This window comes from Rosistilla oblonga, assembly GCF_007751715.1.
GTDB lineage: Bacteria > Planctomycetota > Planctomycetia > Pirellulales > Pirellulaceae > Rosistilla > Rosistilla oblonga.
This window is the reverse complement of record NZ_CP036292.1, coordinates 1,893,732-1,919,483: the sequence shown is the minus strand read 5'-3', so window position 1 is coordinate 1,919,483 and position 25,752 is coordinate 1,893,732. Positions and strand designations below refer to the sequence as shown.

Here is a 25,752-nt window from a genome sequence, read left to right as displayed (position 1 = left end):
AGAACCGTACGTACGGGTCCGTATACGGCTCCTGTTTTACTTGCCTAGGTTAATCCAGGAAGGACTCCAGTCTCCAATTCGGTCAAGTCAAACAGGCCAAGTTCCGCCAGGAAGCCATTGCTGATGGCCATGCTGGCGTAAGAACTACGCGACGTACGCCACGCGGTCATTCGCATCTTCTGGAGGTCACCACGTACGCCGACCTGCCGCAAGCGGCGAATCAGACGCGTCGGTTTCTTCCACAACGCGAGTTGCTTGGCCCGTAATCGTCGCCGAATCCATCTAGTGCTTTGTCAGCCTTAGGAATTGGGGTTTCCTGAATCGGAAGAATCCGGGAGTTTGTAGGTCGATTGCCCCACGAGTCACGGAGGATTCGATGATTAAGAAGTATATCGTTCGGCTTTCGGATACAGAACGGGAAGAACTGAAGGCGATTGTAAAGAAGCTGAAAGGCTCCTCGCAGAAGGTACGGCGGGCGCTGATCCTTCTCAAAGCTGACACGGAAGGACCTGGCTGGACCGACGCCAAAATCGCGGAAGCTTTGGCGTGTCGGATTCAGACCGTGGAGAATCTTCGCAAACGTTTGGTGACCGAAGGGTTCGATACGGCGCTGCACGGGAAACCGCGTTTGAGCGCCCCGCGAGAGAAGACGCTTGACGGAAAGCAAGAAGCGAAAGTGATCGCCTTGCGGTTGGGGAAACCTCCCAAAGGGTTCGCGAGTTGGTCGCTGCGTCTGTTGGCAGACCACGTGGTAGAACTGGGGATCGTGGACTCGATCAGCTACGAAACCGTTCGCCAAACGCTTAAAAAAACGGCATGACCAATCGCAAGATCCAGTATTGGGTGATTCCACCCGACGCCGACTCCGAATTTGTAGCGTGCATGGAAGAAGTCCTAGATACCTACGAAGAACCGTATGATTCGGACTATCCCGTGGTGTGCATGGACGAACAGCCGGTCCAGCTTCACAAAGAGACGCGAACGCCGATCCCGGCGACCCGCAATCATGCTCGACGCGTCGATTACGAGTATGAACGGTGCGGAACCGCCAGCGTGTTCATGTTCACCGAGCCGCTGGCCGGATGGAGAGAAGTCGCCGTGCGTCCAAAGCGAACCAAGGTCGATTGGGCCATCGAAATGGAGGCACTGCTAACGACACGCTACAAAAAGGCGAAGAAGATCATCCTGGTATGTGACAATCTCAATACCCACACCAAAGGCGCCTTCTACGAGGCCTTTAAGCCAGAAAAAGCCCGTGCCTTGGTTCGTCGCATCGAGTTCCGTTACACACCCAAGCATGGAAGTTGGCTCAACGCGGCTGAGAACGAACTCAGTTCAATGACGCGGCAGTGTATCAACGGTCGTCGATTCGCGACGATTGCGCCGCTGAGAAAGGAAACACAGGCGTGGTCCTCACACTCAAACAGAAGACAGCGTGGCGTTGACTGGCAATTCCAAGTCAAAGATGCGAGAACAAAACTAAAATCCCTCTACCCCAAAATCAAAGCCTGACAAAGCACTAGCCAACTCGCGATACAGACCTTTGCAGTTCGCCATCCGGAAGTAGCTGCCCCAGCCGCGAAGCACCGGATTCAGGTCAGCAATGACCTTCTCCAAGTTCACCGGGCTGTTCTTGCGAGTGATCACTTTGACCTTCGCCTTGAAGGCCGCGACTTTCTCGGCAGCAATGCGGGTGTGCATGCTGCCGATCACGACGCCCAAGAACTTCACACCCTCACAGGCTGAAGTCAGGTGCGTCTTATCGCGATTGACGGTCAACTTCAAATCACCTTCCAGAATCTCCACTGCAACGCTCATCGCATGAGCCGCCGAGCGCTTGCTCCGACACAGGATCAGAATGTCGTCGGCGTACCGAACGATTCGGTAACCACGACGCATCATCTCCTGGTCGAAAGCATCCAGGTAAATATTGGCGATCAGGGGACTGACAACACCGCCTTGCGGGCTGCCAAGCTCCGTCGCCTCCCAGACACCTTCGTTCATCACTCCGCTGGTCAAAAACATTTTGATCAGATTCAAAATGCTGCCATCGGTCACCCGACGACGGATCGACGAGAGAATCAAGCCGTGATCCAACCGGTCAAAGCATTTCGAGAGATCCATATCGACGACTTGGTCGAGACCATATCGCCGGATGAACATCGTTGCTTTGGCGACTGCCTGTTGGCAACTGCGGCCCGGTCGGTAACCGTAGCTTGATGGATGAAAGTCAGGATCAAAGATCGGCTGCAGGATGTCCAGCAACGCTTGCTGGACGACTCGGTCGCGAACTGTTGGGATGCCAAGATGCCGCTGGCCGCCTTCCGGTTTCGGAATCGAAACTCGGCGGACCGCACTGGGCCGGTAAGTCTTGCTCCGCAGTTCGCTCACCAACCGCGTCAGCTCCCCCAGTAAATCAGCTTCAAACGCATCGATCGCTTGCCCGTCGATGCCAGGTGCACCCTTGGCACGTCGGACTTTCTCGAACGCGCGAGCCAAAGCTCGGCGATCAAGCAGTCGGTCGTAGAGGCTGTAGTAGGTTCGCTTCATGACTGTCGGTCGGTGGTCTTTCGTTGGGTCGAGCGCTTTCTGTCGAATCGGTTGGCAGTGTGGCGGTTGGCTTCGAGCGGACGCCTCGTGTGCTATTCCGGTAAAGGACAATCGCGAGGTGTCGAGTTTGCTGAGTTACTTCCACGCCGACGGACGAATCGAGCAGCTTAGCAGTTCCCCGCATCGCCACTGTGGACCGGTCCCCGAGACCTTCGATCTTCTCGGATTGTGTCGGCTGCCGATTGCTCGTTTTCGGTGTTCTCTCCAATCACAAATAAAACTTCACCCCTTCGCATCCAGTGATGACCTTTTGAGTCATCTCTGTCCGGCGTGACTCGCTTCGGTTACCGCCGATGCTTTGCACGTCGTCGCCACGGTTTTGTCCTCCAGACTGTTACCAGCTTTCACGGGCCGCGACTTATTCACTACTACGGGTTCATCTGACTCCTGACACCACATCGATCGCTTCTTGTGTTTCCACTTGAAGCGACCTTACCGGCTTCTCACGCTTCGCCTTTGGGGGAGCTAACGCGGCCACGGATAATGTCAGGTCTCCCCAGTTACTGCACTGGCTCCCTGACGATGATGACGTCCCCAAACACTTCCGGCGGCTGTTCATGTATCGGGCATCGCGACTTTTTGCACGCTCGCCCCCGCCGGCAGCCGAATCGGGTTCGCTTTCGCTACGTTCCATCGTCCTCCTATCGCTTCCTTCAGACCCGCAGTCACCGGCGGAACCCTTGCGAATCGAATTCAATTCCCCATGAACAGGGCTTGGTCGGTGACAAGCACCGACTGGGTTTGCCAGCTTCGCTGGGCAAACAAAAAGCTCGCCGAGGCATTCCGCTCTCGGCGAGCTTTTTTTTATTGCTCGGTCATTCCTGAAGGGCGTTCGCAATTCGCGATCCTGTTTGCCTAGAGACCGGGCATCATGTGCCTGCTTGTTTTACATCCTTTTGGCACAGACTCGCCGGCTGGCATGTTGATCTGACGAGAAGGCACAGAGTTCTCAAAACAACATCCTTTTGCCAAACGAAGAGGCTTGGATTGTGCCGGATGCTCTGTTCCCGCTGAGCCACGGGCAGCGGAGGTTGGAACACCATTGGCTCGTTTCCTCTCATCCTGCAGGCGTGGGATGGGGATGCTCGCGCTGAAACGACGTGCCGCTTGATCCCGTCAACGCACGTTGTTGGCATGCGAGTTGCTACCGAAGGGTGACAACAGGAGCTTGGGCGATCCAGGTTCCTCCCACCTTTGAATGTCCTACCTCCTCATCCCTCGCAGAAACAGCTTTGATGCAAACACGAAGAAACAAAAATGGATTCACGCTGGTCGAACTACTGGTCGTGATCGCCATCATCGGAATTCTCGTCGGGCTATTGCTACCTGCAGTTCAAGCCGCACGCGAGGCAGCACGCCGCATGCAGTGCAGCAACAACCTGAAGCAGTTGGGCCTGGCCTTACACAATTACGAAAGCACCTACAAGAAGTTTCCTGCGGGGAGATTCAGTTTAGGAGGTTTGAACTCGTCCAGCCCCGCATCGCCATATCTGCCCGATCCTTTGGCGAAGAACGGGCAGGGCTTAACCTCGCTCCTGCCGTTCATGGAACAACAACCTCTCTACGACCAATTCAATCACTCTTGCGCGTATGGCGACTACATCCGGCCAGGCGGTGCTCCACTGACGACTCCCAACGCGGTCGACTCTGGAAACGCAGCGCTATCGGAAATACTGGTCACCAGTTTCCGTTGCCCGTCGGACGGTGGAGCCGAAACCATCGAGCTCAGCGGATATTACAGTCCCGATCGCGGAGCCGGCGTCGCGGCGCAAAAAACCAACTATGATTTCTTGATGCCCGCAAGCACGCTGAACAGTTACAACTACCACCGCGGTGTCTCGATCAGCACACGTTATCTGTTTGGTGAAAACAGCTACACACCGATCAGCGGAATCCAAGATGGCACAAGCAACACCCTGGCGATGGGTGAACTGACGCTGGAAACCTTCAATGGTGACACCTCGGCCTGGTCTTACGCTGGTTGGCTGTCGGTCGGAATCGATCCCGTCGGTGCGTTTAACAGCACCTTTCCCGCGCGTGGACTGAACGTCTGGAACTACGGCAACAATTCGAGCCCGTTAAACAACAAACGAGGCCGACGTGCATCTTGGTATAGCGTCGCAAGCTTGCACCCAGGCGGATGCATGTTTGTCCTCGCCGATGGTTCGGTTCGCTACATCTCTGAAACCATCGACACAACCAACCTGACCAACCTGAGCCGGATGGCGGATGGCCAAGTGATCGACGCAGACTTTTAACCTCTGCAGGATCGCAAACTCTATTTCTTGTCACATTAAAGCGTCGCGATTCTCTGCGGAAGCGAAACTCCTGTGCATCACGGGAGGCAATCTTGCTCACTGCTTCCTCAAAATCGCGACGCAGACTCTCTCTGTTTCGTAGAAAACATCAATCATTTGTAGGGCGGTCCCAAAGTGCAAAAACTGCAACTAAGTCTATTCGTGCTCAGCTATCTCCTCTGCGTCGGCTGTGGTGGAGATGGCGTCAACCGCGTCGCGATCAACGGCCAATTGCAATTGGACGATGGCCCGATCGCCAACGCTTCGGTGCAATTCATTCCGGAAGCGGGAACGACGGGCGACGGCGCCTTGGGGATGTCCGATTCCGATGGGAAGTTCTCCGTCATTAGTTCTCGCGACGGCGACGGTGGCTTGCCTCCCGGGAACTACCGGGTTCGCATCAGCCAAATGGTCGACGGGAACGGCACGGTGCTACCAGCCGATGCAACGCAAGCGGAGTCCCCCGATTCACGCGAGGGAATTCCAGCTCCCTATTCGACCCTCGACTCGCCGTTGCAGGTAACCATCTCTGAAGACGGCGGGGATGTTGTAATTGCCTTGCCTTCGGAGTCGAAGAAGAAGTGAGCCGTCCCAAGGAATGATGTGAGAGGCGAAGCAACACGTTCTCTTCTCACAAGCTTCTCTTCATCCACACTCGCTTCCCTGTAGAGCTTCGAGATAAACATGGCACTGCGTCGTTCATTACATCGCCTTCTGTTATGTCCATTGTTGTTTGCGCCGTTGCTGGGGTGTAAATCCGAGTCCAACTCACCGCCGCCCCAGGCACCAGTTTCGGAATCTATCGTGTCGGCCGATCCTGCTGAACCTACAGAGGACAGCCGGGTTGAACTGCACGATCTAAAAGCTTGGTTTGAAGAGCCAAACATTTGCTACTTTGAAGTGCAGTATGACTTTGTTGCCGGTAAACCTTCGCACAGCTATCGTGTCGAAGTCGCCTTTCCCGGTAGTGAAAACGCTGGCACAAAAGAGATGGCCAGCTGGGAACTGAAACAATCGGGAAAAATTCGCGATGGATTTGCGATCCATTCGATGCCCATCCGCGAAATGACAGTCAAGATGACCGAGGCCTTCTCGCCGCAAGACGGCTACCACGCAATCTCCGATGAGCTTACGACTGCGATCGACAAGCTCCCCGAGCCCACCTCACCCACCGACTCTACCACCGCCACCGAACCAGCCTCAGGCGAATCCGATTGAGACAATTCTCCCAGCCGCGGACGCGGCGATCGCATAAAGCCTACGGCGCAAGCCGCAGGAACGGATGCAGCGATCGCAATTTGCCCGCCGCGCATGCCGCAGGAACACTGCCAGCCGCGGACGCGGCGATCGCATAAAGCCTGCGGCGCGAGCCGCAGGATCGCAATCCAAAACCCAAACAAAGCCCCGAAGTGGGCGACAGATCCAATGCTCCTGTCGCCCCTATCCGGGGCTACGCGAAGCGCGTGGCTAACGCATCCTACGGCTGGCGCCGTAGGCTTTATGCGGCCGCCGCGTCCGCGGCTTCACGAACGCCTTCGCGCGCAGCGATCTCGGGTCGAAATCCGACACAACAATTGCCGGCAGCGCGAGACGCAGCCCAGCACCAAGCCGCAAACGCGACGCATATCGCCCGCCGCGAATGCCGCAGGAACACTCCCAGCCGCGGACGCGGCGATCGCATAAAGCCTACGGCACAAGCCGCAGGAACGGATGCAGCGATCGCAATTTGCCCGCCGCGCATGCCGCAGGAGCACTCCAAGCCGCGGAGGCGGCGATCGCATAAAGCCTGCGGCGCAAGCCGCAGGAACGGATGCGGCGATCGCAATTTGCCCGCCGCGCATGCCGCAGGAGCACTCCCAGCCGCGGAGGCGGCGATCGCATAAAGCCTGCGGCGCGAGCCGCAGGATCGCACCCCAAAACCAAGACAAAGCCCCGAAGCGGGCGGCAGATCCGGGGCTACGCGGAAACCACGGCTAACGCATCCCATCGCACCCAAGGTGCGACGGGCTTTCTCGCCGCAAGCTCAGTGCAGATACAGGAACTCGTTCGACGTGAACAACGCGTGGCAGAAGTCACGCATCGCAGCGACGACCTTCGACGGCGGTTCCGACTTCTTCAACGCAGCTTCGCTGGTCACCCAAGCGGTTCCCGGAGCTGGCATCTGGCCGTCTTCGCCACTGAAATCAAAGTCCAGCAGATGTTCGACTGGACCTCCTTCAGCGGCTGCGTTGACGATCAAACGGTCTTGAGGAACCTCGTTATCCGCGATCGCCAGGCGTGCGACTTGCCCGTCCCAGCGATGGCCGTTCCCTTGACGTCCGCCAACCAAAACCGGCAGCGATTTGTTGTTGATGTTCCCAACGATCGAATGCGGGATCGTTGCGGTTTGCATCTTCGCTTTGGGATCGGACAGGTCTTTCATGTAGAACGTAACCGTTCCAGCCGACTTGCCGTCGCCGCTGGGCCGTGCGTTGACGGCCGCAGCAACATAGACCGGCTTGTTCAGCGGGAAGCGGAGGTTCGAAGCAACGACTTCGTACTTCACAGCTCCGGCAGCATCGTGACCGATCAATTGAACGATCAGATTTCGCGGCTGATAACCCGACTTGGCACTGGTGACTCCCAGCGACCAGCCCGGCGTTTTGTTGTTGCTATTCCAAGCCGAGATCAACGTGCTGACGCTCGCATCGGGATAGATCCGGTCGAGAGTCGCAATCGCTTCGATCGTGAACCGGCTGCCCAGCGGAAGGTCCTTCAATTGCAGCCGCTCAAATCGGCTGCCCGGTTGGATCCACAACGCACCGCTTCCCAGCGAAACACCATTCACGCTGGCGAACGCATTTTGAATGCTTCGCAAACCCGTTTCCCCCGGATACGGATCGTTTTCGTTTTTGGTTGGCTCTGGCGTGGGCGATTCCTGCTCAACCAAACTCTGCGTGAATTCCAACGCCATGTTTAGTTCCGCGTCGGACGCGGGGCGGCCAAACACAGCCCAATACGCTTGGTCGATCTCCGTCGCGCTGATCGAATCCTTTCCGGCCAGCAAACGCTTGCCCATCGCTTCAGCTCGCTTCAACGTCCACTCGCCGTTCACCAAAGTCAACGCCTGAGTTGGCGTCGTCGTTTGCGGACGCGTCGGTGCCGATTCGAATCCCATCGGCGCATCCAACGCACCCAATTGAGGATCGGGCGTGTTGCGAATCTTCTTCACGTAGATGCTTCGCACGGGAGTGTTTCCGCTGACCGATCCGCCACCATCGCGGTGAGTCAGTTCGCCCGAAGCGGCCAGCATCGCGTCGCGGACCTGTTCGGCATCCAATCGCGTCGGCGGGAATCGCCACAGCAATCGGTTCTCGATGTCGACAGCTTCTTCATGCTCGGTCGCCTCGCGCCGCGCCGTCTGTTGATAGGCGGCGCTGGTCATGATCATTCGGTGCATCGGTTTGAACTGCCAACCGTTTTCCAGGAACCGCTGGACCAACCAGTCCAACAACTCGGGGTGGCTCGGCGGTTCTCCCAACATTCCGACATCGTTGGGCGTGGAGACGATACCGCGACCAAAGTGATGCTGCCAGATTCGGTTGACGATCACGCGCGTCGACAGCGGATTGTCGGGCTGCGCGATCCAATCAGCCAACGCCCGGCGACGACCAGTCGTCGTTTCGGTCGGTTTGATCACCGGTGCCGGTTGCCCCAGCAAAGTCAAAAAGGCGGGATCGACATTCGTTTTGCCGGTCCGCGAAACCAAGATCGTCTCCGCGGGCTCAGGACCGACGTCGGTCGCAACAAACCCCGTGGGCAACGGCTCGGGCTTCAGATGGTCGAAGGCCTTCAGTTGAGCCTGCAAATCGTTGAATTTCGCTAGCTCTCCCGGCTTTTTGGCGAAGACCTTTTTCCCGTCGGCCTCAGCGTTTTTCCGCGTCACCTGACGTTCGACCAGCATCACCATCTGCTGCTCGTACGTGGTTCGCTCCTCGCGTGGCTTGGCGAACATCTGCTGAATGTCCTCGGGGAACATTTTGACAGCGGCGTTGGTGCGACTCTTGTACGTTGGTTCCAGCATCGCATCGATCTGCTCGCGAATCGACGCCGTCGCCTGCTCCCACTCCGCCTGCATCCGATCGTGTTTTTCTCTTGTCTCACGATCGACCAACGGCATATCGGTTGGCCAACAGGTCGACGCGAGGAACGCTTGCAACGCGAAGTAGTCTTTCTGCAGGATCGGATCAAACTTGTGATCGTGACACTGGGCACAACCGATCCCCAAGCCCAGGAAGACTTCTCCCGTGACGTTGGTCATCTCGTTGACGATCAATTCCCAATGCATCCGCGCGTTGCGTTGGTTGTATTCGTAGATCCCGTGCCGCAGGAATGCGGTCCCGATCAAGACATCGGGATTGTCGGGATCGATCTCATCGCCAGCCAATTGTTCGCGAACGAATTGGTCGTATGGTTTGTTGTTGTTGAACGAATCGATGACGTAGTCGCGATAGCGGCTCGCTTTGGGCCGGAATGCGTCCTGACGATAGCCATCGCTTTCGGCATACCGGACGACGTCCAACCAATGTTGGGCCCAGCGTTCGCCGTACCGCGGACTCTCCAACAAACGATCGATCAACCGCTCCCAAGCCTGAGGCGAATCGTCGTTGACAAAATCGTCGATCTGTTGGCGGGTCGGGGGCAAACCGTGCAGATCAAAGGTCGCCCGGCGGATCAATTCATATCGATCGGCTTTGGCAGCGGGTGTCAGATCGGCTTGCTTCAATTTCGCCGCGATAAACTGATCGATCGGCGTGGTCGCCCAAGCATCGCCAGTCTTCGGAACCGCGGGATCGGCGACCGGTTGAACCGCCCACCACTTGTGATCCTCTTCGGTGAATCCGAACTCGTCGCGAGAACTCGCCGCAGCCGCCTCTTTGGGCCATGGAGCCCCCATCGCGACCCAGCGTTCCAGCAGCTCGATCTCCTCGTCAGCCAGCTTCTCATCCGGCGGCATTTCCAGGCCCGAATCGTAGCGGATCGCTTCGATCAGCAGCGATTCGTCCGGTTCGCTAGCAACCAATGCGGGGCCCGAATCGCCACCGGTTTCGATAAACGAGATGTGGTCCAATCGCAGACCGCCCTCTTGCTCGGCATCGCCGTGGCAATCGTAGCAGTGTTTCGCCAATAATGGGCGGATCGAAGTCTCAAAGAACTTGATCGCCTGGCGGTCCGTGTCGGTCCCATTGGCAGGACCCGCTAGCACGCATAACAGCAAAAGTAAAAAAGGAATGCTGGGCAGGTGTTTCATCGGTGGGCTCGCGTTGACGCGTCGGAATCGATCATAAAACAGGGGCTTACACTATAACATAATCCCTTCGGATCATAGCTCTTTCGGGTAAAGAGTTTTTCACTGGAACGGACCTACATGAAAAATCGTATCGTAATCCGCTACTGCACCGGCTGTCGGTGGCTATTAAGAGCCGCCTGGATGGGCCAAGAACTACTGACAACCTTTGAAGCCGAATTGGACGAAGTCGCCCTGGCGCCGACCGATGGAGGCCGCTTCGTGATCGAGCTTAATGGCGATATGATCTGGGATCGCCACCGAGATCACGGTTTTCCCGAGATCAAAGTGCTCAAACAGTTGGTCCGCGACCGCGTTGCCCAGGGGCGTGACCTGGGCCATCTGGACCGCGTCAATCCCGATCCCTTGCCCAAATCCCCAGATAATCATTGATGTCAGCTCTTGAACAAAAAATCGGTCCGCTGCAGTGCGTCGTGATCGATGGTGGCGAAGCCCCAACCATTCCCGTCGTCTTGTGCCATGGTTTTGGAGCCCCCGGCGACGACCTGGTCCCGCTGGGACAATACCTGCTGGAAATGCTGGGCGATGACGCCGACAAATTCCGTTTTGTCTTCCCGACCGCTCCGATCTCGCTAGCCGATCAAGGGATGCCCGGCGGCCGAGCCTGGTGGCCGCTGAACATGCAGCGATTGATGGAGCTGTTCCAAACGAACGACTTCAGCGAACTGCGACGCCAAGAACCGCCGGGGATCGACGAAGCGCGTCAGATGCTGACCGAAACAATCGAAGCGGTCGCCGGCGACTTCGACAAGGACGCTCCCTTGGTGATCGGCGGATTTTCGCAAGGCGCAATGGTCTCCCTGGACGTCGCGCTTCGCGGCCTGAAAGATCCGCCCGCCGGCCTGATCCAGTGGTCGGGGACTCTGATCTGCGAAGCCCAATGGAAAGCTGTCGCGGCCGATCGACTGAAATCGGTCGACGCGCTGCAGAGCCACGGGCACAGCGATTTTGTGCTGCCGATGATCGGAGCTCAGTGGCTCAGCGAATTGCTCGACGAATCGTCAGCAAATTTTGAGTTCATTCAATTCGATGGACCGCACACGATCCCGATGGAATCGCTGCAAGCGACCGCCGAACTGCTGCGACGTGTCGCCGCCAACGCGAGCTAGCCACACCAGGCGTCAATTCAACGGCAACCCGCTGGCCAATAGCACCGCTTCATGAACCGCCAGGTCGTGCGATGCATCCCATCGCAGGGCCTTTTCGCCGCGGATCACCTTGGCCAAATCGCGGAACTCGTCGTCGTAACGGCCGCTGCTCCGTTCCTGCTTCACATCCTGGAAGCCCTTGGCAAACGAACCTCTCGCGCGGTCCAGCCCCAAGCGGACCGCGGGCGGTTCCAACGGATTGATCTGAAACGCTCCCTGCTGACCCGCGACTTCAAATCCGCGCCGCGGACCGCCCAGTGGATCCAGGTGGTTGCAGCGGATCGTGGCGATCGCCGCCGGGTAATCGAAGACGGCTAACTGATTGTCGACGAAGCTGTCTTTCTCGGGGAAGGTTTGGCGATTGTGAGCCGTCACGCGGTCGGGCTTTCCAAGAACCGTGACCACCGCATCGATCAGATGGCAAGCCAGTTCAAACATCCCGCCGCCGGGATAGGCCGCCAAGCTCTTCCGCAGCGGATCGCTCGCCATCTTGCCCATCATTCCGCTGATCTCGGTGATCGGTCCCAGCCAACCGTCTTGGACCACCTGAAACAGCATCTCGAAGGCGGGGTTGTATCGCAGCATGTAGCCCATCTGAATCGTCAGCCCGCGACGATCGGCTTCGGCATGCATCGCGCGGCAAGCCGACATCGACGAACCAGCTGGCTTGTCGAGATGGATGTGTTTTCCCGCCTGCAGACATTGAATCGCCGTCGGCACCAAAGTGTCGACCGACGTCTCGACCGCCACCGCGGCAACGCCTTGATCGCTCAACAACTCTTCGGCGGTCAGGAACCGGATCCCGCGATAGGCTTCGGTATTTGCGATCGCTTGCCGACGTTTTGCATCGGGTTCGACAACGCCCACAACATCGTACAGGTCGCTCAATTTCCGCATCGCAGCCAGCTTGCCCGATGCGTGAGCGTGCTTCGTGCCGATCTGGCCGACTCGAATCTTAGCGGGCTCCGCGGCACCGGCGACATGCGGAAACGCAAGGACACCCGCTGCGGCAGCGGTCGTCGTGAGCAAACTTCGTCGAGTCGTATTCATGGCGTGGAATGTCTTGGGATCGGGGGCGTGGCAGGAAAAACGAAGCGTTGATGTTCGGGGAACCCGAGAATCAAATGGCGACTGGCCAGTCGAACTTGCAAGAATTTGCAGTATACCTGCCCGCGCGGCGCGATGCATTTGTCACAATCGCTACAACCCCACCGGTCGATCGGGGCAAAGGAGAGCAGAATCGGCGGTGGAAGCTTCAATTGCGGCCCCACCGTAACTAACGTGAAGGAAAGCAAGGGCTGTGCGTCCTTGGACCTCTCCATTGGTATCGCAACAGGAAACTCTCCACCATGACTCGACGATCCACCTTCACCGCCGCGTTGTTCCTCTTGTTGGGGTCGATCGCGATCCCGGCATCCGCCGTCGGCTATCCGAACCTAGGCTACTTCGGCAGCTACCAGCCCTACGGCATCCAGAGCCGAACCAGCGTGGCGACGCCACCCTACTTCGCTCTCCACCCACCGGTCTATTATGGCAACCGCCACACCCGGCCCTATGGAATTAGCCCCTTCGCATCGCTGCCACAGGTCGCCGCGCCGAGCACCTACCAAGGGCGACTCGCTCCCGACTTCGTCAACCCACCGCAGCAAAACCCCTACTGCAACAGCTGCACAACGGGTGCATCCACCCATCCCGCCAGCAAGACGACGCGCAAGAACGGCTTGGTTCGCACCAACCCCTACGCAGAAAAGAGCGATGTCTCGTTGGCCGGCACCGACATCTAAAACCTCTCCCATCGCAATCGTTTAACCGCGTGGGCAACGCCCCGCGCTGCGAAGTGCTCGCCACACACAGACGCGCGGCCCGATGGGCCGCGGTTAAACGACGTCGGCTTTCTGCCGGGCTAGGGGAGCGGCTGAGTCGAGCGGAGGTAGGCGAAGAGATCACGCAGTTGTTGATCGCTCAGCTTGGCCAGCAGATCTTCGGGCATCAGCGAATTTTTGCTCGCCTGCATTAGATCGATGTTCTCTTTCTCGATCACCGTTCGCTGGCCATCGGCACCTTTGATCACGACAACTTGGTTGTCTTGATCCTCGACAAATCCGTTGAGCGCCCGGCCGTCGAAGGTCAGCACCATCATGTTCTCAAAGCCCTCGCGGATCTCCAAGTTCGGATTCGCCACGTTGACCAACAACTGCCGGACATCGTCGCGTTTGTAGGCGGTCAGATCGGGACCGATCTCCCCTCCCTGCTCGAACAGCTGATGGCACTTCCCACAGCTCTCTTTGTACAGCAGCTTGCCGTCATAAGGATTGCCCGTCCCGTGCGACAAGACTTCGCTGATCCGGGTGATTTCAGCCAACATGTTCGCCGTCGACGCGCCGGAGATCTCGCCCCAGGTGTCGCCGATCGCTTCGGAAATCTCCGCGTTTTGATGCAGCAACATCTTCCGCAAGATCGCGGTCGGGATCTGATCCTTTTCGATCTGTTTCGACGCGACCGCCGACAACAGCTGTTGCGACCAGACCGCTCGCGAGGCCAAGGTCGACAACGCCACTTCCGTCGCGGCGTCGGAGTACTTATTCAAGCCGGCGACGATCGTTTCGCCGATCTCGGCGGCATCGTACGACTGCAACGTCGCCAAGACCGCACCGACCAACGCTTCGTCGCTCTCCTGGTTCGCCATTTCCAACAGCACTGGCAGCGCCGCGGGGTTGCGAATATCGCCGAAGATGCGAATCAATTCGATCCGTTTCGCTGCGGGAACCTTTTTGTTGGCGATGTCTGCCAACGCCTCTTCGATCGCTTCGGCATTCCCTTGGCGAAGTCGCAGCGCCAGCGAACCGCCTCCCGATTTTGCCAACGCATCCAACAATTCGCTTGGCAAGCCGGAGAGTGAACGTCCTTCGAAGGCACTCTCGAATCCAACCAACAGCGTCGCTCGCTGGTCGGCGGTGGGAGCTTGATTCAATAGCGTGGCGCACTTCAGCAGATCGCCTCGCGTTCCCGTCGATGCAAACCGTCGCATCAATCGCTCCAACAGATGCTGTTGAACGATCGGGCGCGTCCAGATCTTGGAATCGTTGAACATCGCCAACACCTGCTGGCCGTCGGCTTCACAATGTGCCTCCAACGCCCACCAAATCAACAGCGGCACGTGGATGTCGTCTACATCTTCATCGTGAGTCAGCAACCCTGCGATCACCGGCAGCGATTGGGCGGCGGGCATTCGACGCGCCGACGCGGCCAGTTGGCTGCGAACGCGGACGTCCGATTCGCTTGCTGCCAACGAAGCGAGTTGCTTTGCCAACGCGTCGCTCAAGACCAAACGGTCGCCCAACAAGCGAACCGTCCATTCGCGGACCAGCGGTTCGGAATGTCCCAACAACTGCGACGCGGTCGCATCGTCAAATCCGCCCGATAGATTCAGGCCCCAGAGAGCATTCAGCGCGTCCACACCTTCGGACTGCTTCAACATCTGGTTCAGCAGCGGCAGGGCGGCTGCATCGCGGCGATCGCCCAACAGTCGCAGAGCGGTCTGCCGATGCCACTTGTTAGGATGTTTCAGCAGGTCGACCAATTCAGCCGTCGACAACTTGCTGAGGTCTCCCATCTTGAACGGCTTCGCATCGGGATCCTGCAGCCGATACACACGGCCACTCTCGCGATCGATCCGGCCTTGATAATGGCTGGCGTGATCGATCCGTTGCTCGTACATGTCGACCACGTAAAGCCCGCCGTCGGGGCCGGCTTGAATGTCGACAGGGCGAACCCATTTATCTTCGCTTTCCAAGGCAAAACCAAGGTCGACCGTCTGTACGCTCGATCGATCGGGCTGGACTTCGCTGCGGACGATATGACTCTGCAACGGACCACATCCAAACAGATTGCCTTGATATTTCGCGGGCAATCCGTCTCCTTCGTAGATCACGAAGGTGTGCGTGAAGCGGGCGACTTTCGCGTGCCCCATCGCTTCGAAATAGCCGTAGGTGTAGGGGTTGGAGAGCGATCCGTGCTTGCCGAAGCCCTTGCGGTAATAACCGCCTTGGACGTAATGGAAGCCGCGAGTGTCGCCGCCGTTGTGGCCGGAGTAGAGGCGTCCTTGCGAGTCAAATTCGACGCCAAACGAGTTTCCGCCTCCCTCGGCAAAGATCTCGTAGCGAGCCGATTCGGGATGATAACGCCAGACAACTTGGCCCATCGAATGGATCGGTTCTTCCGCCGATCCCGGCTTGCGAACATGCCCGGTGACGGTGCTTCCCTGAGTCGAATAGAGCCAGCCATCGGGGCCCCAACGCAAGCTGTTGGCGACCGAGTGCGAATCCTCTAAACCAAAACCTTCCAACAGCACCTCGGGATCGCCATCGGGAAGATCGTCGCCATCGGCATCGGGATAAAAGAGCAAGTAGGGCGGGTTGAGCACATAGACGCCGCCGCGGCCGATCGCGACCGACGAGGCGAGATTGAGCCCTTCGATAAACGGCTTGTGTTTGTCGTAGACTCCGTCGCCGTCGGTATCTTCATGGATCGTGATCTTGTCGGCACCGATGAAGTGATGCGGTGGCGGCGGCGGAACTTTGTCGTAAACGCTTCGCAAAAACTTGTCGCGGCTGATCATCTTCAGCCCCGCGATCGTCGGATACTGCAGGTACTGAATCACCCACATCCGCCCGCGGGCGTCCCACTTGATCGAAAGCGGTTGGCCGATATTCGGTTCGCCCACAGCGACATTTAAGGCGAGGTCGTCGGGATGGGTCAGTTGCTTGAGCGTGTCGGCGATCGATTGACGCCCCGCGTCGTCATCCAGCTTCTTCAGCGAAGCTTCGACGTCGGCGGCCGATTCCAGTTTTGCGAACCGCGCGGTTTTGGCGATCTCATCGCGCGTCGACAGCTTGCCCCAGCTGAGGTCATCGCCTTCGCGTGTCTCCCAGTCGCCCGCCATCCGAATCGCCTTGTCGTTGCCGAACAGTACAGGTGCGGCGACGTTGAACCCGCCGCGTCCCTGGTTCTGGTAAACGCGAACGGCCACAACATTTGCGGCTCCCGGCGAAACGAGATTGGCTTGGATCGGAAATCGCATCGTCGCTCCCAATCCACTGCGATATTCCGGCGGCAGCGTACCGACCAGACCGATCGAAGTTCCATTGAAGAAGACCTCGCGGGCGTCGTCGACACCTTCGATAAAGAGCGTCAATTCTTCATCGGCCCACGATTCGGGGACTTCGACGGCACAGCGATACCAAGAATAGGCATCGCGACCACCGGCCGCCTTCTTCCAAATCGCTGGCACCTGTTGGACCTTCCAGGCCGAGGATTCAGCGGCCGGTTGAGCGATGGCAGGCGGGGTGAGAAACAGAACAGCCAACAACGGCACGACAAGATGCGGGACAAAACGCATGGCAGTGACATCACAATGGGAGAGGTGGGACGGATCAAGCGGGGTGGGGCCTATTCTAATGTAAACGTTGGCTAAAATGCTCAACCGCGCTGAAAAAATACGCCGCGCCCGCAACGGGCCAGCGGAACGATAGCTCACGCCGCCAGCCAACCACCCAAATTAACCAGAATATACTTAAGCTGGTTTTCCGCTCGCCCAACCGTCTCAGCACGGTCCGCTGCGAAGGCTTGAGCCCAGCCGCCGGGCGACTTCGTTTCATTTCGGCGGAGAGTCGGCCGCGGGCGGGCGGTTACCCAAACTGAAAAACGGATTCACGGTGTCCCCTAGGGAACCATCGTTGCCAAGACGAACGAGTTCAAGTTTAATTTTGACGACGCCCGCCGCTCGATTCGGGCGCACAGCAGCTGCATCAACACAACAGATAAAGCATGGACACCGAACCAGAACCCACCCCGCGTCAACGGACACGCAAATCGCAATTCATTCGCGTCGTTGCGGTGATATTGCTGCTATGGATCGTGGTGGCTTATGCCGTCGCACCGTGGGTCTGGGAAGCGTTCACCGAAAGCGATCCAATGGACGGCGAATCGCAGCGGATCACGCGGACCAGCGACGGCCATCCCGGCGACCCTTTAAATGTCGCGTTGTTCGGTAGCGAAGTGGAAATGCAGGAGATCATGCGGGCGGCCGATTGGTATTCGGCAGCCGCGTTGGGTCTGAAGAGCGACCTGAAGATCGCTGCCGATACCGTCTTCTCTCGCCCCGACGACGCGGCTCCGGTCAGCAGCTTATATCTGTTTGGCCGCAAGGAGGACTTGGCTTTTGAACAACCGGTCGGCGACAACCCGCGGCATCGGCATCATGTTCGATTCTGGAAAACCGAGGATGTAAATGCGGCTGGGCAACCGAAGTGGATCGGCTCCGCGGTTTACGACGAGCGTGTCGGGCTGAGCCACACGACGGGACAGATCACGCACGTCACCGCCCCGAACATCGATGCCGAACGGGACTACCTTTTCCAATGCCTGGAACAGACTGGGCAGCTGGCCGAGCATTCGGTCGAAGCCGATTACCATCAGCGACGCGAGGGGACCAATGGCGGCGGAGATCCTTGGTACACCGACGGAAGCCTCTATATCGGAGTGATCCGAGCCGAAAGTCCGTAACCGCGGCGAGACTGCGGCAAGCGGCAACGCGCGATGCCAGCGGTTATTCGCAACGCTAAACTGCCGGTGCGTCGCGACTACTTTTTCTTGCGGCGTTGGGTGATCAGAGCGTGCACGATATCGCTGCGTCGCACGACTCCCAGCAGTTCATGCGGCTGGGTGCTGGTGACAACCGGGATGCAGTCGTCGGTTTCGGCTTGAAAGAGTTCGAAGGCACGCGAGGCCGGATCATCAGGATAGAGGACGACGTTAGTTTCGCTGACCAAGTCCTCGGCGCGGACGAGCTGCGACGCGCTGAGATCGAACATCACATCGCTCAACAGCGGATAACGGATCACTCCCACGACACCCATCTTGTCGTTGACGACCGGATACGTGTTGTCGTTGCTGTGTTCGATATGATCGATCACGTCGTCGAAGCGAGCCGATTGATGAATCCCTTTGGTCTTCCGCACCAGCTTGTTGACGCTCACTCCATTCATCGCGCCGTTGGGCGTCGCATTTCCCCAGACCGCCGATCGGAAGCGGTCGCCGACGCTGCGAACCTGTTCCATCGGCGTCCGCGAAGCGTGATTGATCGCCTGAGCCAACGGCACCTCGCCGGTCTCCAACAGCGATTTGCGGATGAACAGCGGGCCGATGATCTCGAACAACACGACCGATCCGAGAATGATGTCCTGCACCGGTTTTCCCAGCGTCGGGTTTCGCGAGACAGCGATCGTCGAGAGCGCGATCGCAGCTCCCGCTTGAGCAAACAAGCAGCTGCCCAACCAATGCCGCATCTCCAACGACTGCCGCGTCAATCGAGCCGCAAAATAAACGCCCGACCACTTTCCAACGATCCGGAAGACGACGTAGACGGCGCCCAACGTGCCCGCTGCGAGAAATGCGTGCAGATCGAGTTCGGTGCCGTGAACAGCAAAAAACAGAACGGCCAAAAGCCCCGAAAGGTGATCCAGTTCATCGCCGATCTTCGACTTGGAATCGGACGTATTGGCAACCGTGACCCCCATCACGAAGAAGGTCAACATGTAGGGAACCTGCAGCGATTCGTTGACGCCTAATAAGAAGGTCGCCGTCGCAACCAACAGCACCAACCAGCGTTTGATGTTCAGCAGACCGCAGCCGTAACTGACGACGACACCCCCGAGAACTCCCAACGCGATCGACCCGGCGATGCTCATCAGAACATTGCCCACCTGCATCCAGAGCGGCGTTTCCAGCTGACCTTGCGTCAGTTGAATCGCCAGAAACCCCAGCTCGAACAACACGATGCAGGCGAAGTTATTCATCGCCACGAGAAACCCGGTGCTCTCGGTGACCGGTCCCTCGGAACGAAACTCTTTCAGCACCAGGATCGTGGTCGCTGGAGCGGTGGCGACCGCCAGACAGGCCAACAGCAGCGCCATGCTTCCGCCGCAGCCAAACATCAACAGACCGACTAAGACTAAACCAAAGGTGGCGCAGATCTCGGCAGCCGAGAGGACCAAACAGTGTCCCGCGATGCGGCGAAACTTGGTGAACGTAAACTCACAGCCGAGGTTGAATAAGACGACCGCCATCGCCAATTTCAACATCGGGTCGAAGTGTTCCAGGTGCTCCTGCGGAACCCAGTCGAGCAAACTGGGGCCGACCAAAAGGCCAACCAGAAGGTAGGCGGTCACCTTCGGAAGGTGCAACACGTCGGCAAAGACCCCTGCAGCCAGGCAAGCGCCCAGCAGCAGTCCCAGAGTTCCGGTTATATGGAGTTGAAAGTCAGCCATCGAGCCTTTTTGACTTGCAGGAAATCCGTTCCCGTCCGTGTTGGCATAAGCCGCCAACTTTTCTTCAGACCAAATATTAACTCAGGCTCGCCACCATGGACAGCGAAGAAACTCGATTCGATGGCCATCGCAACAAATTCGCCGGGCCGCTTTCTTTGTGTGAATGTTTAGATAAATCTTCGTCCACGGCGCATCATCGTTCGGACAAGCGACTGGTTCTCCTCTTCAGATTGTCGATGCGATGCCCGAATCTCCGCTCACGAAGATCGTTGATTTTCACAAAGAACTGCTCTCGATGCAGCGTTTAGGGCTGCCGATGGAGCTGGGGTTTGAAGCCCCCCCGAACGCTCTCGCCTCGCAACTGGAGCAGATCCAACGCCGATTGGCTCTGCGAATCGAGCGGCAAGGAGACCTGATCCAGGCGATTGCCAGCGACCCCGATCTTCCCAAACCGTACCGATCGGCTCTCAGCACCTGGGTGCAGTGCGAACACCCGACCGAGGTCCTCGACCAACTATCGGCTGCCGCGTCGGCCCGCCGCGACCTGCATGGCCAGATGGGAATCGCCTTGATCGGTCCGCTGATCCTGGTGGTAGTCGTCTACTTTGGCCTGATCTCGCTTTGTCTAGTTGTCGCGCCGCGGTTGGAAGCGATCTACGCCCAGATGTGGCTGCCGGTCAGCGGCAGTCTGCGGCTGGTCGGAATGCTCCGCGACGCGATGCCGATCTGGGTCCCTGGGGTCCCCGTACTCGCGATCCTTGCGATCGTTTGGTGGAGCCTCCGGCGGGGGCGTTCGCGATTTGGATGGTTGTTTGGTGGGCGGCGTTATTTTAAGTCGCTTCAGACGGCAGCGTATGCTCGCCACGTCGCAGCGCTGTTGGACGTCGGCTGCAGCACCGGCAAAGCCTTGGCGAGCGTGGGGCCGTTGCCACTGCAGAGTCACGACCTCGGGGGCGAATTGGCGACGGCAAACGTCTACCTGAGCACCGCCGAAGAGATCGGGCAACAAGTTCCGCCGGACGATCCCACAATCGCCGCGTTGCCGCCGATGCTGCGGTGGGCACTGGTCGGCCAGTTGGATGGCCAGTCGCGTTCCCAAGTCCTAAGAGAAGTCGCGGCAATCTACAGTGACGCCGCGACCAGCCAAGCCCGTCGTTGGCGGGTTGTGTTGCCGATGTTGCTGAGCGGCGGGATCGGCGGCCTGTTGGTGCTCGCCTATGGCCTGGGCTTGATGCTTCCGTACGTCGACTTGTTATACAAAATCGCGACACAGATAACGGAGTAGGCCGATGTCAACATTCCACGACCAAATCCAAGCGACACTTGAACAACGCGATCTCCTGATTCCGCCGCTGACCGCATTGGCCGAAGAAATGCCAAACAGCTGGGGACAACGCGACCTTCAAGAACTTATCGATCTGTTGCGAAACGAAACCGACGCCGATGCGTGGATGCAGCATCCGCGAGCTGCAGCTTGGTTGCCGGTGATCGTCGGCGGGTTCAACCCAGCCGAAACGCCACAGCGGATCCACCTGTTATTCTCGCAAACGATGCGACAGCAACAGCGCCAGCGTCAGCGTGGGGCGAGTTTGTTGTATCCGTTTCTAATCCTGGCGTTGGCTGGAGCGGTCGGACTGGGATTGAGCTGGGGAATTGTCCCAACCTTTGCGGCGATGTACCGCGACTTTGGCCTGGACCTTCCGTTGCCGACGCGGATCTCCGTGGCGATCTCCGACGGCATCATCCAAGCCCCGCTGAAACAGTTGATAATCGCGGCGGGAGCGATTGCCTTGAGCGTCGCAATCTACCGCTGGTGGATCAGCAGCCCGCTTTGCTCCCGATTATTCAGCCTCAAGGGAAACACTCGAGCAGTCCAAGCGATGGCGCAAGCTGTCGGATCGGTTGCCGAACTGATCAGCGTCGGCGCGTCGATCCCCGAAGCGCTTCGGATCAGCAGTCGTGGCTGCGGCCATCCGCTGTACCAACGCGAACTCGAATCGCTGGCCGGCGCGGCGGAAACCTCCTCCGACACACTAAACGACAGCAGAGAAGCAACCTATTTCCCAGCCAACTTGTTGTTGGCGCTGCAACCCAACGCCACCGGACATCCCAACATTCACCTGCTGCGTGAACTGTCACTGATCTACCACGAACGCGCAGCGCAGCGAATCGATTGGCTGCGATGGCTGGTCGGCCCGCTAGCGTTGCTTGCCGTGGGGTTGGTTGTCGTTTTTGTTGTGTTCGCTTTATTCATGCCGATGATCTCGCTAGTCACCTCGTTGGGATAACGCTTCCCAACCGGTGCCCCAACGTTTCGAATCCAAATCCCGTCAGGTCATGCAACCAGCAAGTGCGTGTGCAGATGAAATTCCCATTGAACCAGCAGAACTTCCCGACCGCATACCGATTCGGTAGTGCGTTGGTGCGCGGCATGCGGACGACGGGTCGCTTGCAAATCACTAGCAATTTCCCCGGGCAACGTTGGCGTCTGTCGTCGCGAATCGCCAACGAACCGTTGGCGGCAAAGCAGCGGTCGCTGCTTCGCGTCTTGGCGATCGCCCACAGCCAAGGACTTTCGACGCCCGAGTGGATCGCAAACTTGGCCGACGAACATCACGGTCGCTATCGCCGCCGCTTGCTGCGACTCGCCGGCCGCCTGCAAGCGGGATCGTCGCTTGTCGAGGCGTTGGAACAGACCCCCGATGCGCTCAGCGACGAGATGGTCCTCGCGATCCGCTTTGGGCAGCAATCGGGAACGCTTGCGGCGACGTTCGATCAGTTGTTGGCAACGCCAGCCGACGGTGGCGTCGAAACCTCTCCCACGGCTCGCTACGGCATGTTCTATCTCGTTGGCATGATGCTGTTGTATTTACTGGTGCTCAGTTTCTTAGCCTTGAGAATCTTTCCCACGTTGATGCAGATCGCCGAGGAGTTCGAATACCATCCTCCCGCGGCGATGCGTTCGTTGAGGGCTGTCGGTCGCTTTTTGGAAGGCACGTTTTTCCTATGGGTACTGGTCGGATTCGCTGGCTTGCGGTTGGTCACATCGGGTTTGATGCAGCGATTTTATCGACGCGTCTGGGCCTCGCGTCTGCTGCGTCCGGTCGTTCGTTTGCGTTCGGCAGAGCTATTGCGATTGTTGTCGCCAGCGGTTGCCGCGGGCCGGCCGCTGGGAGGTGCGTTGTCGACGCTGGCACGCCACCACTACGACCGCAACGTAAGAGCCAAACTGTTGTTCGCCCGAAACGAAGTCGAACAGGGATCCGATCCGTGGAGTTCGCTGTCGGCGGCGGGGTTGCTGCAACGCGATGAATCGGAAGCGTTAGCCGGTTCGACATCCAACGGGACGCGTGCCTGGTTGATGCACCGGCTAGCCGATCGCCATCAACGCCAGTTTGGTCGCCGCGTCGGGTTGCTGATGTCGCTGCTGCAGCCGGCGATCGTGCTCGCGATGGCCGCGATTGTGGCTTGGATTGGATTCGCGTTTTTTGGGTTCCTCAGTGGAATCATTCTGATCTTGGCATGAGCTTACGTTTTGTCGACGTCATTGTTTTCGATTGCATTGTGAAGATTTGATTTGGGAGTTCCGACGATCATGTGTTTTCGCCACACCTTCAATCGCTGCCAATCGCCGCCGCGGCGGGGTTGTCGACGCGGCGGCGGTTCGATGATCGAACTTGTCGTCTCCGCGACGCTGCTTGTCGCGTTGATCGGTACGTTTGCGCCGATGTCGCTGAGCGCCGGACGGATGTGGCAACAGACGCGCCATCATCAACTGGCTCTCGACGAACTCTCGAATCATTTGGATCGTTTGCTCGCACTTCCCGAAGACCAACGCGGCGCGGAGCTCCAGTCGCTTCAGCCATCGGCTGCCGCGCAAGCCGCGTTGCCCGCCGCCAGCTTGACGGCGGTTCAAGTGAGCGATGAAGACGGCACGCGGGTAACGATCGAAATCAACTGGCAGCGTCAGACACCATCGCAACCACTCTCGCTGACAGGATGGATCCGGGGGACCGACGATGAATAATCCAACAGACGAACCGCAACAAACCGCTCCGATCTACCGACGCATCCCTCGCCGTTGCACAGGTTTCACGTTAGTCGAATTGGTCGTGGCGATGTCGTTTGGCAGCGTCGTGATGTTGCTGGCGATCGGAATCGTCCACCAATCGCTCACCTTTTCCCAGCTGGGACAAGCGAGAGCCGACCAAGACCGGGCGTTGGTCCGTATGGACCGCCAGTTTCGCCAAGACGTCCATCGCAGCGAAGGCTTCGAGCTGCCCGATCCGCAGACGTTGGAACTGGCGATCGACGACACCCGCGTTGTCTATACGTTCGACAGCAACAAAATCCAACGCCAGACCACGGTCGACAGCAAACGGCAAGACCGCGAGCTGTTCTTATTAAACGATCGGTCGCAAATCGAACTACTAACGCTCGACGCGCCCCAGCGTCTAGGAATCGTGGTCCGCAGCGATCCGGGACTGCAAGGTGTTCCGCCGCGAACCGACCGGCAGATCATCGCCGCTGTGGGACTGCTGCAAAAACGAATGCCCTCGTCGAACGAAAACCCAGCCGATTCAGCGGATCCCGCCGCAACAGGAGACGACGCCCAATGAACCGTTTGCACCCGAAGCGACCTGGCGCGATCGCCGTCGCGGTCCTGGTCTGCATGATGATCGCAACCGCGTTGGCGGCAAGCACCTTGCACAGCGCACTGCTGGGCCGGCGCGAGACGCAACGATTGCGGCAACTGCGGCAGACCGATCTGCTGCTGGATGCAGGAGCGCTGCGAGCTGCGGAGCGGTTGCAGCGCGACGACGCCTACCGCGGCGAAACGTGGCGGCCTCGCGACCTGATGCCGGGCGAGGGAACTGCCGTCGTGAAGATCGACGTTTCCGGCGACGCCACACCGCGGCAGATCGATGTCGTCGCTAGCATCCAACCGCACGACGACGCTGCGGCGCGAACACAGCGATCGATGCAATTTGAATATCCCTAACCAAACTGCCGAACGCGGCAGCAACCAGATCTCCGATCCCGTCCTCAATGTGACTTGCTTTTCCAAACGATTCCTCTCAACCACGAGAACAACCATGAACCATGCGTCCCATCTCTATCGCGGCGGCCGGCGCCGACGCGGATTCACTCTGGTCGAACTACTTGTTGTGATCGCGATCATCGGCATCTTGGTCGGACTGTTGCTGCCGGCGGTGCAAGCGGCTCGCGAAGCGGCGCGGCGCTGCCAATGCATGAACAACATCACGCAGTTGGGCTTGGCGATGCATCATCATGAATTCAGCACCGAACACCTTCCCGCCGGTGTGATCAATCCCGACGGGCCGATCCGCAGCGCCGAATCGGGCGACCACATTAGCTGGGTCGTGCAGATCCTGCCCTTTATCGAACAGAACGCGTTGTACAACCACTTCGATCAGGCAGCCGGTGCGTACGCAGCGGTCAATCGCGAAGCGCGGCAACAGACCATCCCGACGATGCATTGCCCCTCGTATCCAGGCAACTACCGCCGCGGCAGGCACAGCGAGCCGGAGATTGTTAGCGGCAATTATTCGGGATGTCATCACGACGTCGAAGCCCCGATCGACGCCGACAACAACGGGCTGTTGTTCCTCAACAGCGACATCCGCTACAGCCAGATCCCCGACGGCAGCACGCAGACGATCCTGTTGGGCGAATCGTTGCCGTTTGCCAACGATCTCGGCTGGGCCTCTGGCACGCGGGCGACGCTGCGGAACACCGGAACGTTGCTCGCCGCATACAACCGGCTGAACCAGTTGCCCGACCAAGCGGAGCCCGATCCGTCGGAAGAGCCTTTATATGTTGGCGGTTTCGGCAGCACGCACCCAGGCGGCGCGTTGTTCTCCTTCGCCGATGGTTCGACGCGGTTCTTGAGCCAATCGATCGACCCCGAACTCTTCCGTCGCTATGGAAACCGTCAGGATGGCGAATTGACCGGTTGGGAGTACCGCTAAGCCGCCGCGGGCAAGTTTTGGTGCCGTCGA

The 25,752-nt window shown here is 58.5% G+C and carries 21 protein-coding genes; 15 read left to right on the top strand and 6 right to left on the bottom strand.

Annotated elements, in window-relative coordinates; all coding sequences use genetic code 11:
* Window positions 1–44: 44 nt before the first annotated feature.
* Window positions 45–245 carry a hypothetical protein gene (locus tag CA51_RS06820; RefSeq protein ID WP_145119004.1) on the bottom strand — a complete coding sequence of 67 codons (201 nt, stop codon included), beginning with the start codon at window positions 243–245 and terminating at the stop codon, window positions 45–47.
* 134 nt (window positions 246–379) lie between these two features.
* Here CA51_RS06820 and CA51_RS06815 point away from each other — a divergent pair.
* Window positions 380–1,512, top strand: a protein-coding gene (locus tag CA51_RS06815) for an IS630 family transposase (RefSeq protein ID WP_145124051.1) whose coding sequence is annotated in 2 segments (ribosomal slippage) — window positions 380–815 and window positions 815–1,512 — 1,134 coding nt in all. Because the reading frame shifts where the segments join, the coding sequence is not laid out codon by codon here.
* Here the strand turns inward: CA51_RS06815 and ltrA are convergent.
* Window positions 1,480–2,550: a group II intron reverse transcriptase/maturase gene (gene ltrA, locus CA51_RS06810; protein WP_145119002.1), complete on the bottom strand. Its 1,071-nt coding sequence runs from the start codon at window positions 2,548–2,550 to the stop codon at window positions 1,480–1,482. The two genes, CA51_RS06815 and ltrA, sit on opposite strands and share 33 nt — an antisense overlap.
* A 1,295-nt stretch (window positions 2,551–3,845) precedes the next feature.
* Between ltrA and CA51_RS06805 the strand changes: the two genes are divergently transcribed.
* The 3 genes from CA51_RS06805 to CA51_RS06795 all read left to right on the top strand — a co-directional run bounded on the left by CA51_RS06805 (window position 3,846) and on the right by CA51_RS06795 (window position 6,125).
* The gene (locus CA51_RS06805; protein WP_231746038.1) at window positions 3,846–4,868 is read left to right on the top strand and encodes a DUF1559 domain-containing protein; all 1,023 of its coding nucleotides are present in this window, start codon (window positions 3,846–3,848) and stop codon (window positions 4,866–4,868) included.
* 174 nt (window positions 4,869–5,042) lie between these two features.
* Complete coding sequence (locus CA51_RS06800) at window positions 5,043–5,492, top strand: carboxypeptidase-like regulatory domain-containing protein (protein ID WP_145118998.1); 450 nt, start codon at window positions 5,043–5,045, stop codon at window positions 5,490–5,492.
* Window positions 5,493–5,591: 99 nt separating this feature from the next.
* On the top strand, window positions 5,592–6,125 hold the full coding sequence (locus CA51_RS06795) for a hypothetical protein (protein ID WP_145118996.1): 534 nt from the start codon (window positions 5,592–5,594) through the stop codon (window positions 6,123–6,125).
* Between the two features lie 805 nt (window positions 6,126–6,930).
* On the opposite strand, the gene CA51_RS06790 is transcribed toward CA51_RS06795, so the two are convergent.
* Entirely contained in the window at window positions 6,931–10,197 is a 3,267-nt protein-coding gene (locus tag CA51_RS06790; protein WP_145118994.1) for a PSD1 and planctomycete cytochrome C domain-containing protein, read from the bottom strand.
* A 117-nt stretch (window positions 10,198–10,314) separates the two neighbouring features.
* On the opposite strand from CA51_RS06790, the gene CA51_RS06785 reads away from it, so the two are divergent.
* On the top strand, window positions 10,315–10,626 hold the full coding sequence (locus CA51_RS06785; RefSeq protein WP_145118992.1) for an Rdx family protein: 312 nt from the start codon (window positions 10,315–10,317) through the stop codon (window positions 10,624–10,626).
* Window positions 10,626–11,363, top strand: coding sequence for an alpha/beta hydrolase (locus CA51_RS06780; RefSeq protein WP_145118990.1), 738 nt, complete (start codon window positions 10,626–10,628; stop codon window positions 11,361–11,363). Before CA51_RS06785 ends, CA51_RS06780 begins: the two co-directional genes overlap by 1 nt.
* 12 nt (window positions 11,364–11,375) lie before the next feature.
* Here the strand turns inward: CA51_RS06780 and CA51_RS06775 are convergent, their stop codons facing one another.
* Window positions 11,376–12,452 (bottom strand): Gfo/Idh/MocA family protein, encoded by a 1,077-nt coding sequence (locus CA51_RS06775; protein WP_197451649.1) that lies wholly within the window; start codon window positions 12,450–12,452, stop codon window positions 11,376–11,378.
* A 299-nt stretch (window positions 12,453–12,751) separates the two neighbouring features.
* Here CA51_RS06775 and CA51_RS06770 point away from each other — a divergent pair, with 299 nt between their 5' ends.
* On the top strand, window positions 12,752–13,186 hold the full coding sequence (locus tag CA51_RS06770) for a hypothetical protein (protein ID WP_145118986.1): 435 nt from the start codon (window positions 12,752–12,754) through the stop codon (window positions 13,184–13,186).
* A 119-nt stretch (window positions 13,187–13,305) separates the two neighbouring features.
* Here the strand turns inward: CA51_RS06770 and CA51_RS06765 are convergent, their stop codons facing one another.
* Complete coding sequence (locus tag CA51_RS06765) at window positions 13,306–16,800, bottom strand: PVC-type heme-binding CxxCH protein (RefSeq protein WP_145118984.1); 3,495 nt, start codon at window positions 16,798–16,800, stop codon at window positions 13,306–13,308.
* Between the two features lie 428 nt (window positions 16,801–17,228).
* Between CA51_RS06765 and CA51_RS06760 the strand changes: the two genes are divergently transcribed.
* On the top strand, window positions 17,229–17,966 hold the full coding sequence (locus CA51_RS06760; protein ID WP_145118982.1) for an LssY C-terminal domain-containing protein: 738 nt from the start codon (window positions 17,229–17,231) through the stop codon (window positions 17,964–17,966).
* 77 nt (window positions 17,967–18,043) lie between these two features.
* Here CA51_RS06760 and CA51_RS06755 read toward each other — a convergent pair whose 3' ends face one another.
* On the bottom strand, window positions 18,044–19,729 hold the full coding sequence (locus CA51_RS06755; protein WP_145118980.1) for a cation:proton antiporter domain-containing protein: 1,686 nt from the start codon (window positions 19,727–19,729) through the stop codon (window positions 18,044–18,046).
* Window positions 19,730–19,970: 241 nt separating this feature from the next.
* Between CA51_RS06755 and CA51_RS06750 the strand changes: the two genes are divergently transcribed.
* The 7 genes from CA51_RS06750 (at window position 19,971) to CA51_RS06720 (ending at window position 25,722) form a co-directional block, all read left to right on the top strand.
* The gene (locus CA51_RS06750) at window positions 19,971–21,014 is read left to right on the top strand and encodes a type II secretion system F family protein (RefSeq protein ID WP_145118978.1); all 1,044 of its coding nucleotides are present in this window, start codon (window positions 19,971–19,973) and stop codon (window positions 21,012–21,014) included.
* A gap of 4 nt (window positions 21,015–21,018) precedes the next feature.
* Complete coding sequence (locus CA51_RS06745) at window positions 21,019–22,017, top strand: type II secretion system F family protein (RefSeq protein ID WP_145118976.1); 999 nt, start codon at window positions 21,019–21,021, stop codon at window positions 22,015–22,017.
* Window positions 22,018–22,091: 74 nt separating this feature from the next.
* The gene (locus tag CA51_RS06740) at window positions 22,092–23,255 is read left to right on the top strand and encodes a type II secretion system F family protein (RefSeq protein ID WP_197451648.1); all 1,164 of its coding nucleotides are present in this window, start codon (window positions 22,092–22,094) and stop codon (window positions 23,253–23,255) included.
* A 69-nt stretch (window positions 23,256–23,324) separates the two neighbouring features.
* Complete coding sequence (locus CA51_RS06735; protein ID WP_145118972.1) at window positions 23,325–23,756, top strand: hypothetical protein; 432 nt, start codon at window positions 23,325–23,327, stop codon at window positions 23,754–23,756.
* On the top strand, window positions 23,749–24,348 hold the full coding sequence (locus tag CA51_RS06730; protein ID WP_145118970.1) for a PulJ/GspJ family protein: 600 nt from the start codon (window positions 23,749–23,751) through the stop codon (window positions 24,346–24,348). Before CA51_RS06735 ends, CA51_RS06730 begins: the two co-directional genes overlap by 8 nt.
* Window positions 24,345–24,731: a hypothetical protein gene (locus CA51_RS06725; protein WP_145118968.1), complete on the top strand. Its 387-nt coding sequence runs from the start codon at window positions 24,345–24,347 to the stop codon at window positions 24,729–24,731. Before CA51_RS06730 ends, CA51_RS06725 begins: the two co-directional genes overlap by 4 nt.
* A 94-nt stretch (window positions 24,732–24,825) precedes the next feature.
* Entirely contained in the window at window positions 24,826–25,722 is an 897-nt protein-coding gene (locus CA51_RS06720; protein ID WP_145118966.1) for a DUF1559 domain-containing protein, read from the top strand.
* The last annotated feature ends 30 nt before the right edge of the window (window positions 25,723–25,752 follow it).

Bases quoted from the DNA above. Each gene is read 5' to 3' on its own strand.
- ltrA (WP_145119002.1), bottom strand. From the start codon at position 2,550: ATGAAGCGAACCTACTACAGCCTCTACGACCGACTGCTTGATCGCCGA.
- CA51_RS06805 (WP_231746038.1), top strand. From the start codon at position 3,846: ATGCAAACACGAAGAAACAAAAATGGATTCACGCTGGTCGAACTACTG.
- CA51_RS06795 (WP_145118996.1), top strand. From the start codon at position 5,592: ATGGCACTGCGTCGTTCATTACATCGCCTTCTGTTATGTCCATTGTTG.
- CA51_RS06790 (WP_145118994.1), bottom strand. From the start codon at position 10,197: ATGAAACACCTGCCCAGCATTCCTTTTTTACTTTTGCTGTTATGCGTG.
- CA51_RS06785 (WP_145118992.1), top strand. From the start codon at position 10,315: ATGAAAAATCGTATCGTAATCCGCTACTGCACCGGCTGTCGGTGGCTA.
- CA51_RS06780 (WP_145118990.1), top strand. From the start codon at position 10,626: ATGTCAGCTCTTGAACAAAAAATCGGTCCGCTGCAGTGCGTCGTGATC.
- CA51_RS06775 (WP_197451649.1), bottom strand. From the start codon at position 12,452: ATGAATACGACTCGACGAAGTTTGCTCACGACGACCGCTGCCGCAGCG.
- CA51_RS06770 (WP_145118986.1), top strand. From the start codon at position 12,752: ATGACTCGACGATCCACCTTCACCGCCGCGTTGTTCCTCTTGTTGGGG.
- CA51_RS06765 (WP_145118984.1), bottom strand. From the start codon at position 16,800: ATGCGTTTTGTCCCGCATCTTGTCGTGCCGTTGTTGGCTGTTCTGTTT.
- CA51_RS06760 (WP_145118982.1), top strand. From the start codon at position 17,229: ATGGACACCGAACCAGAACCCACCCCGCGTCAACGGACACGCAAATCG.
- CA51_RS06755 (WP_145118980.1), bottom strand. From the start codon at position 19,729: ATGGCTGACTTTCAACTCCATATAACCGGAACTCTGGGACTGCTGCTG.
- CA51_RS06750 (WP_145118978.1), top strand. From the start codon at position 19,971: ATGCCCGAATCTCCGCTCACGAAGATCGTTGATTTTCACAAAGAACTG.
- CA51_RS06745 (WP_145118976.1), top strand. From the start codon at position 21,019: ATGTCAACATTCCACGACCAAATCCAAGCGACACTTGAACAACGCGAT.
- CA51_RS06740 (WP_197451648.1), top strand. From the start codon at position 22,092: ATGAAATTCCCATTGAACCAGCAGAACTTCCCGACCGCATACCGATTC.
- CA51_RS06735 (WP_145118972.1), top strand. From the start codon at position 23,325: ATGTGTTTTCGCCACACCTTCAATCGCTGCCAATCGCCGCCGCGGCGG.
- CA51_RS06730 (WP_145118970.1), top strand. From the start codon at position 23,749: ATGAATAATCCAACAGACGAACCGCAACAAACCGCTCCGATCTACCGA.
- CA51_RS06725 (WP_145118968.1), top strand. From the start codon at position 24,345: ATGAACCGTTTGCACCCGAAGCGACCTGGCGCGATCGCCGTCGCGGTC.
- CA51_RS06720 (WP_145118966.1), top strand. From the start codon at position 24,826: ATGAACCATGCGTCCCATCTCTATCGCGGCGGCCGGCGCCGACGCGGA.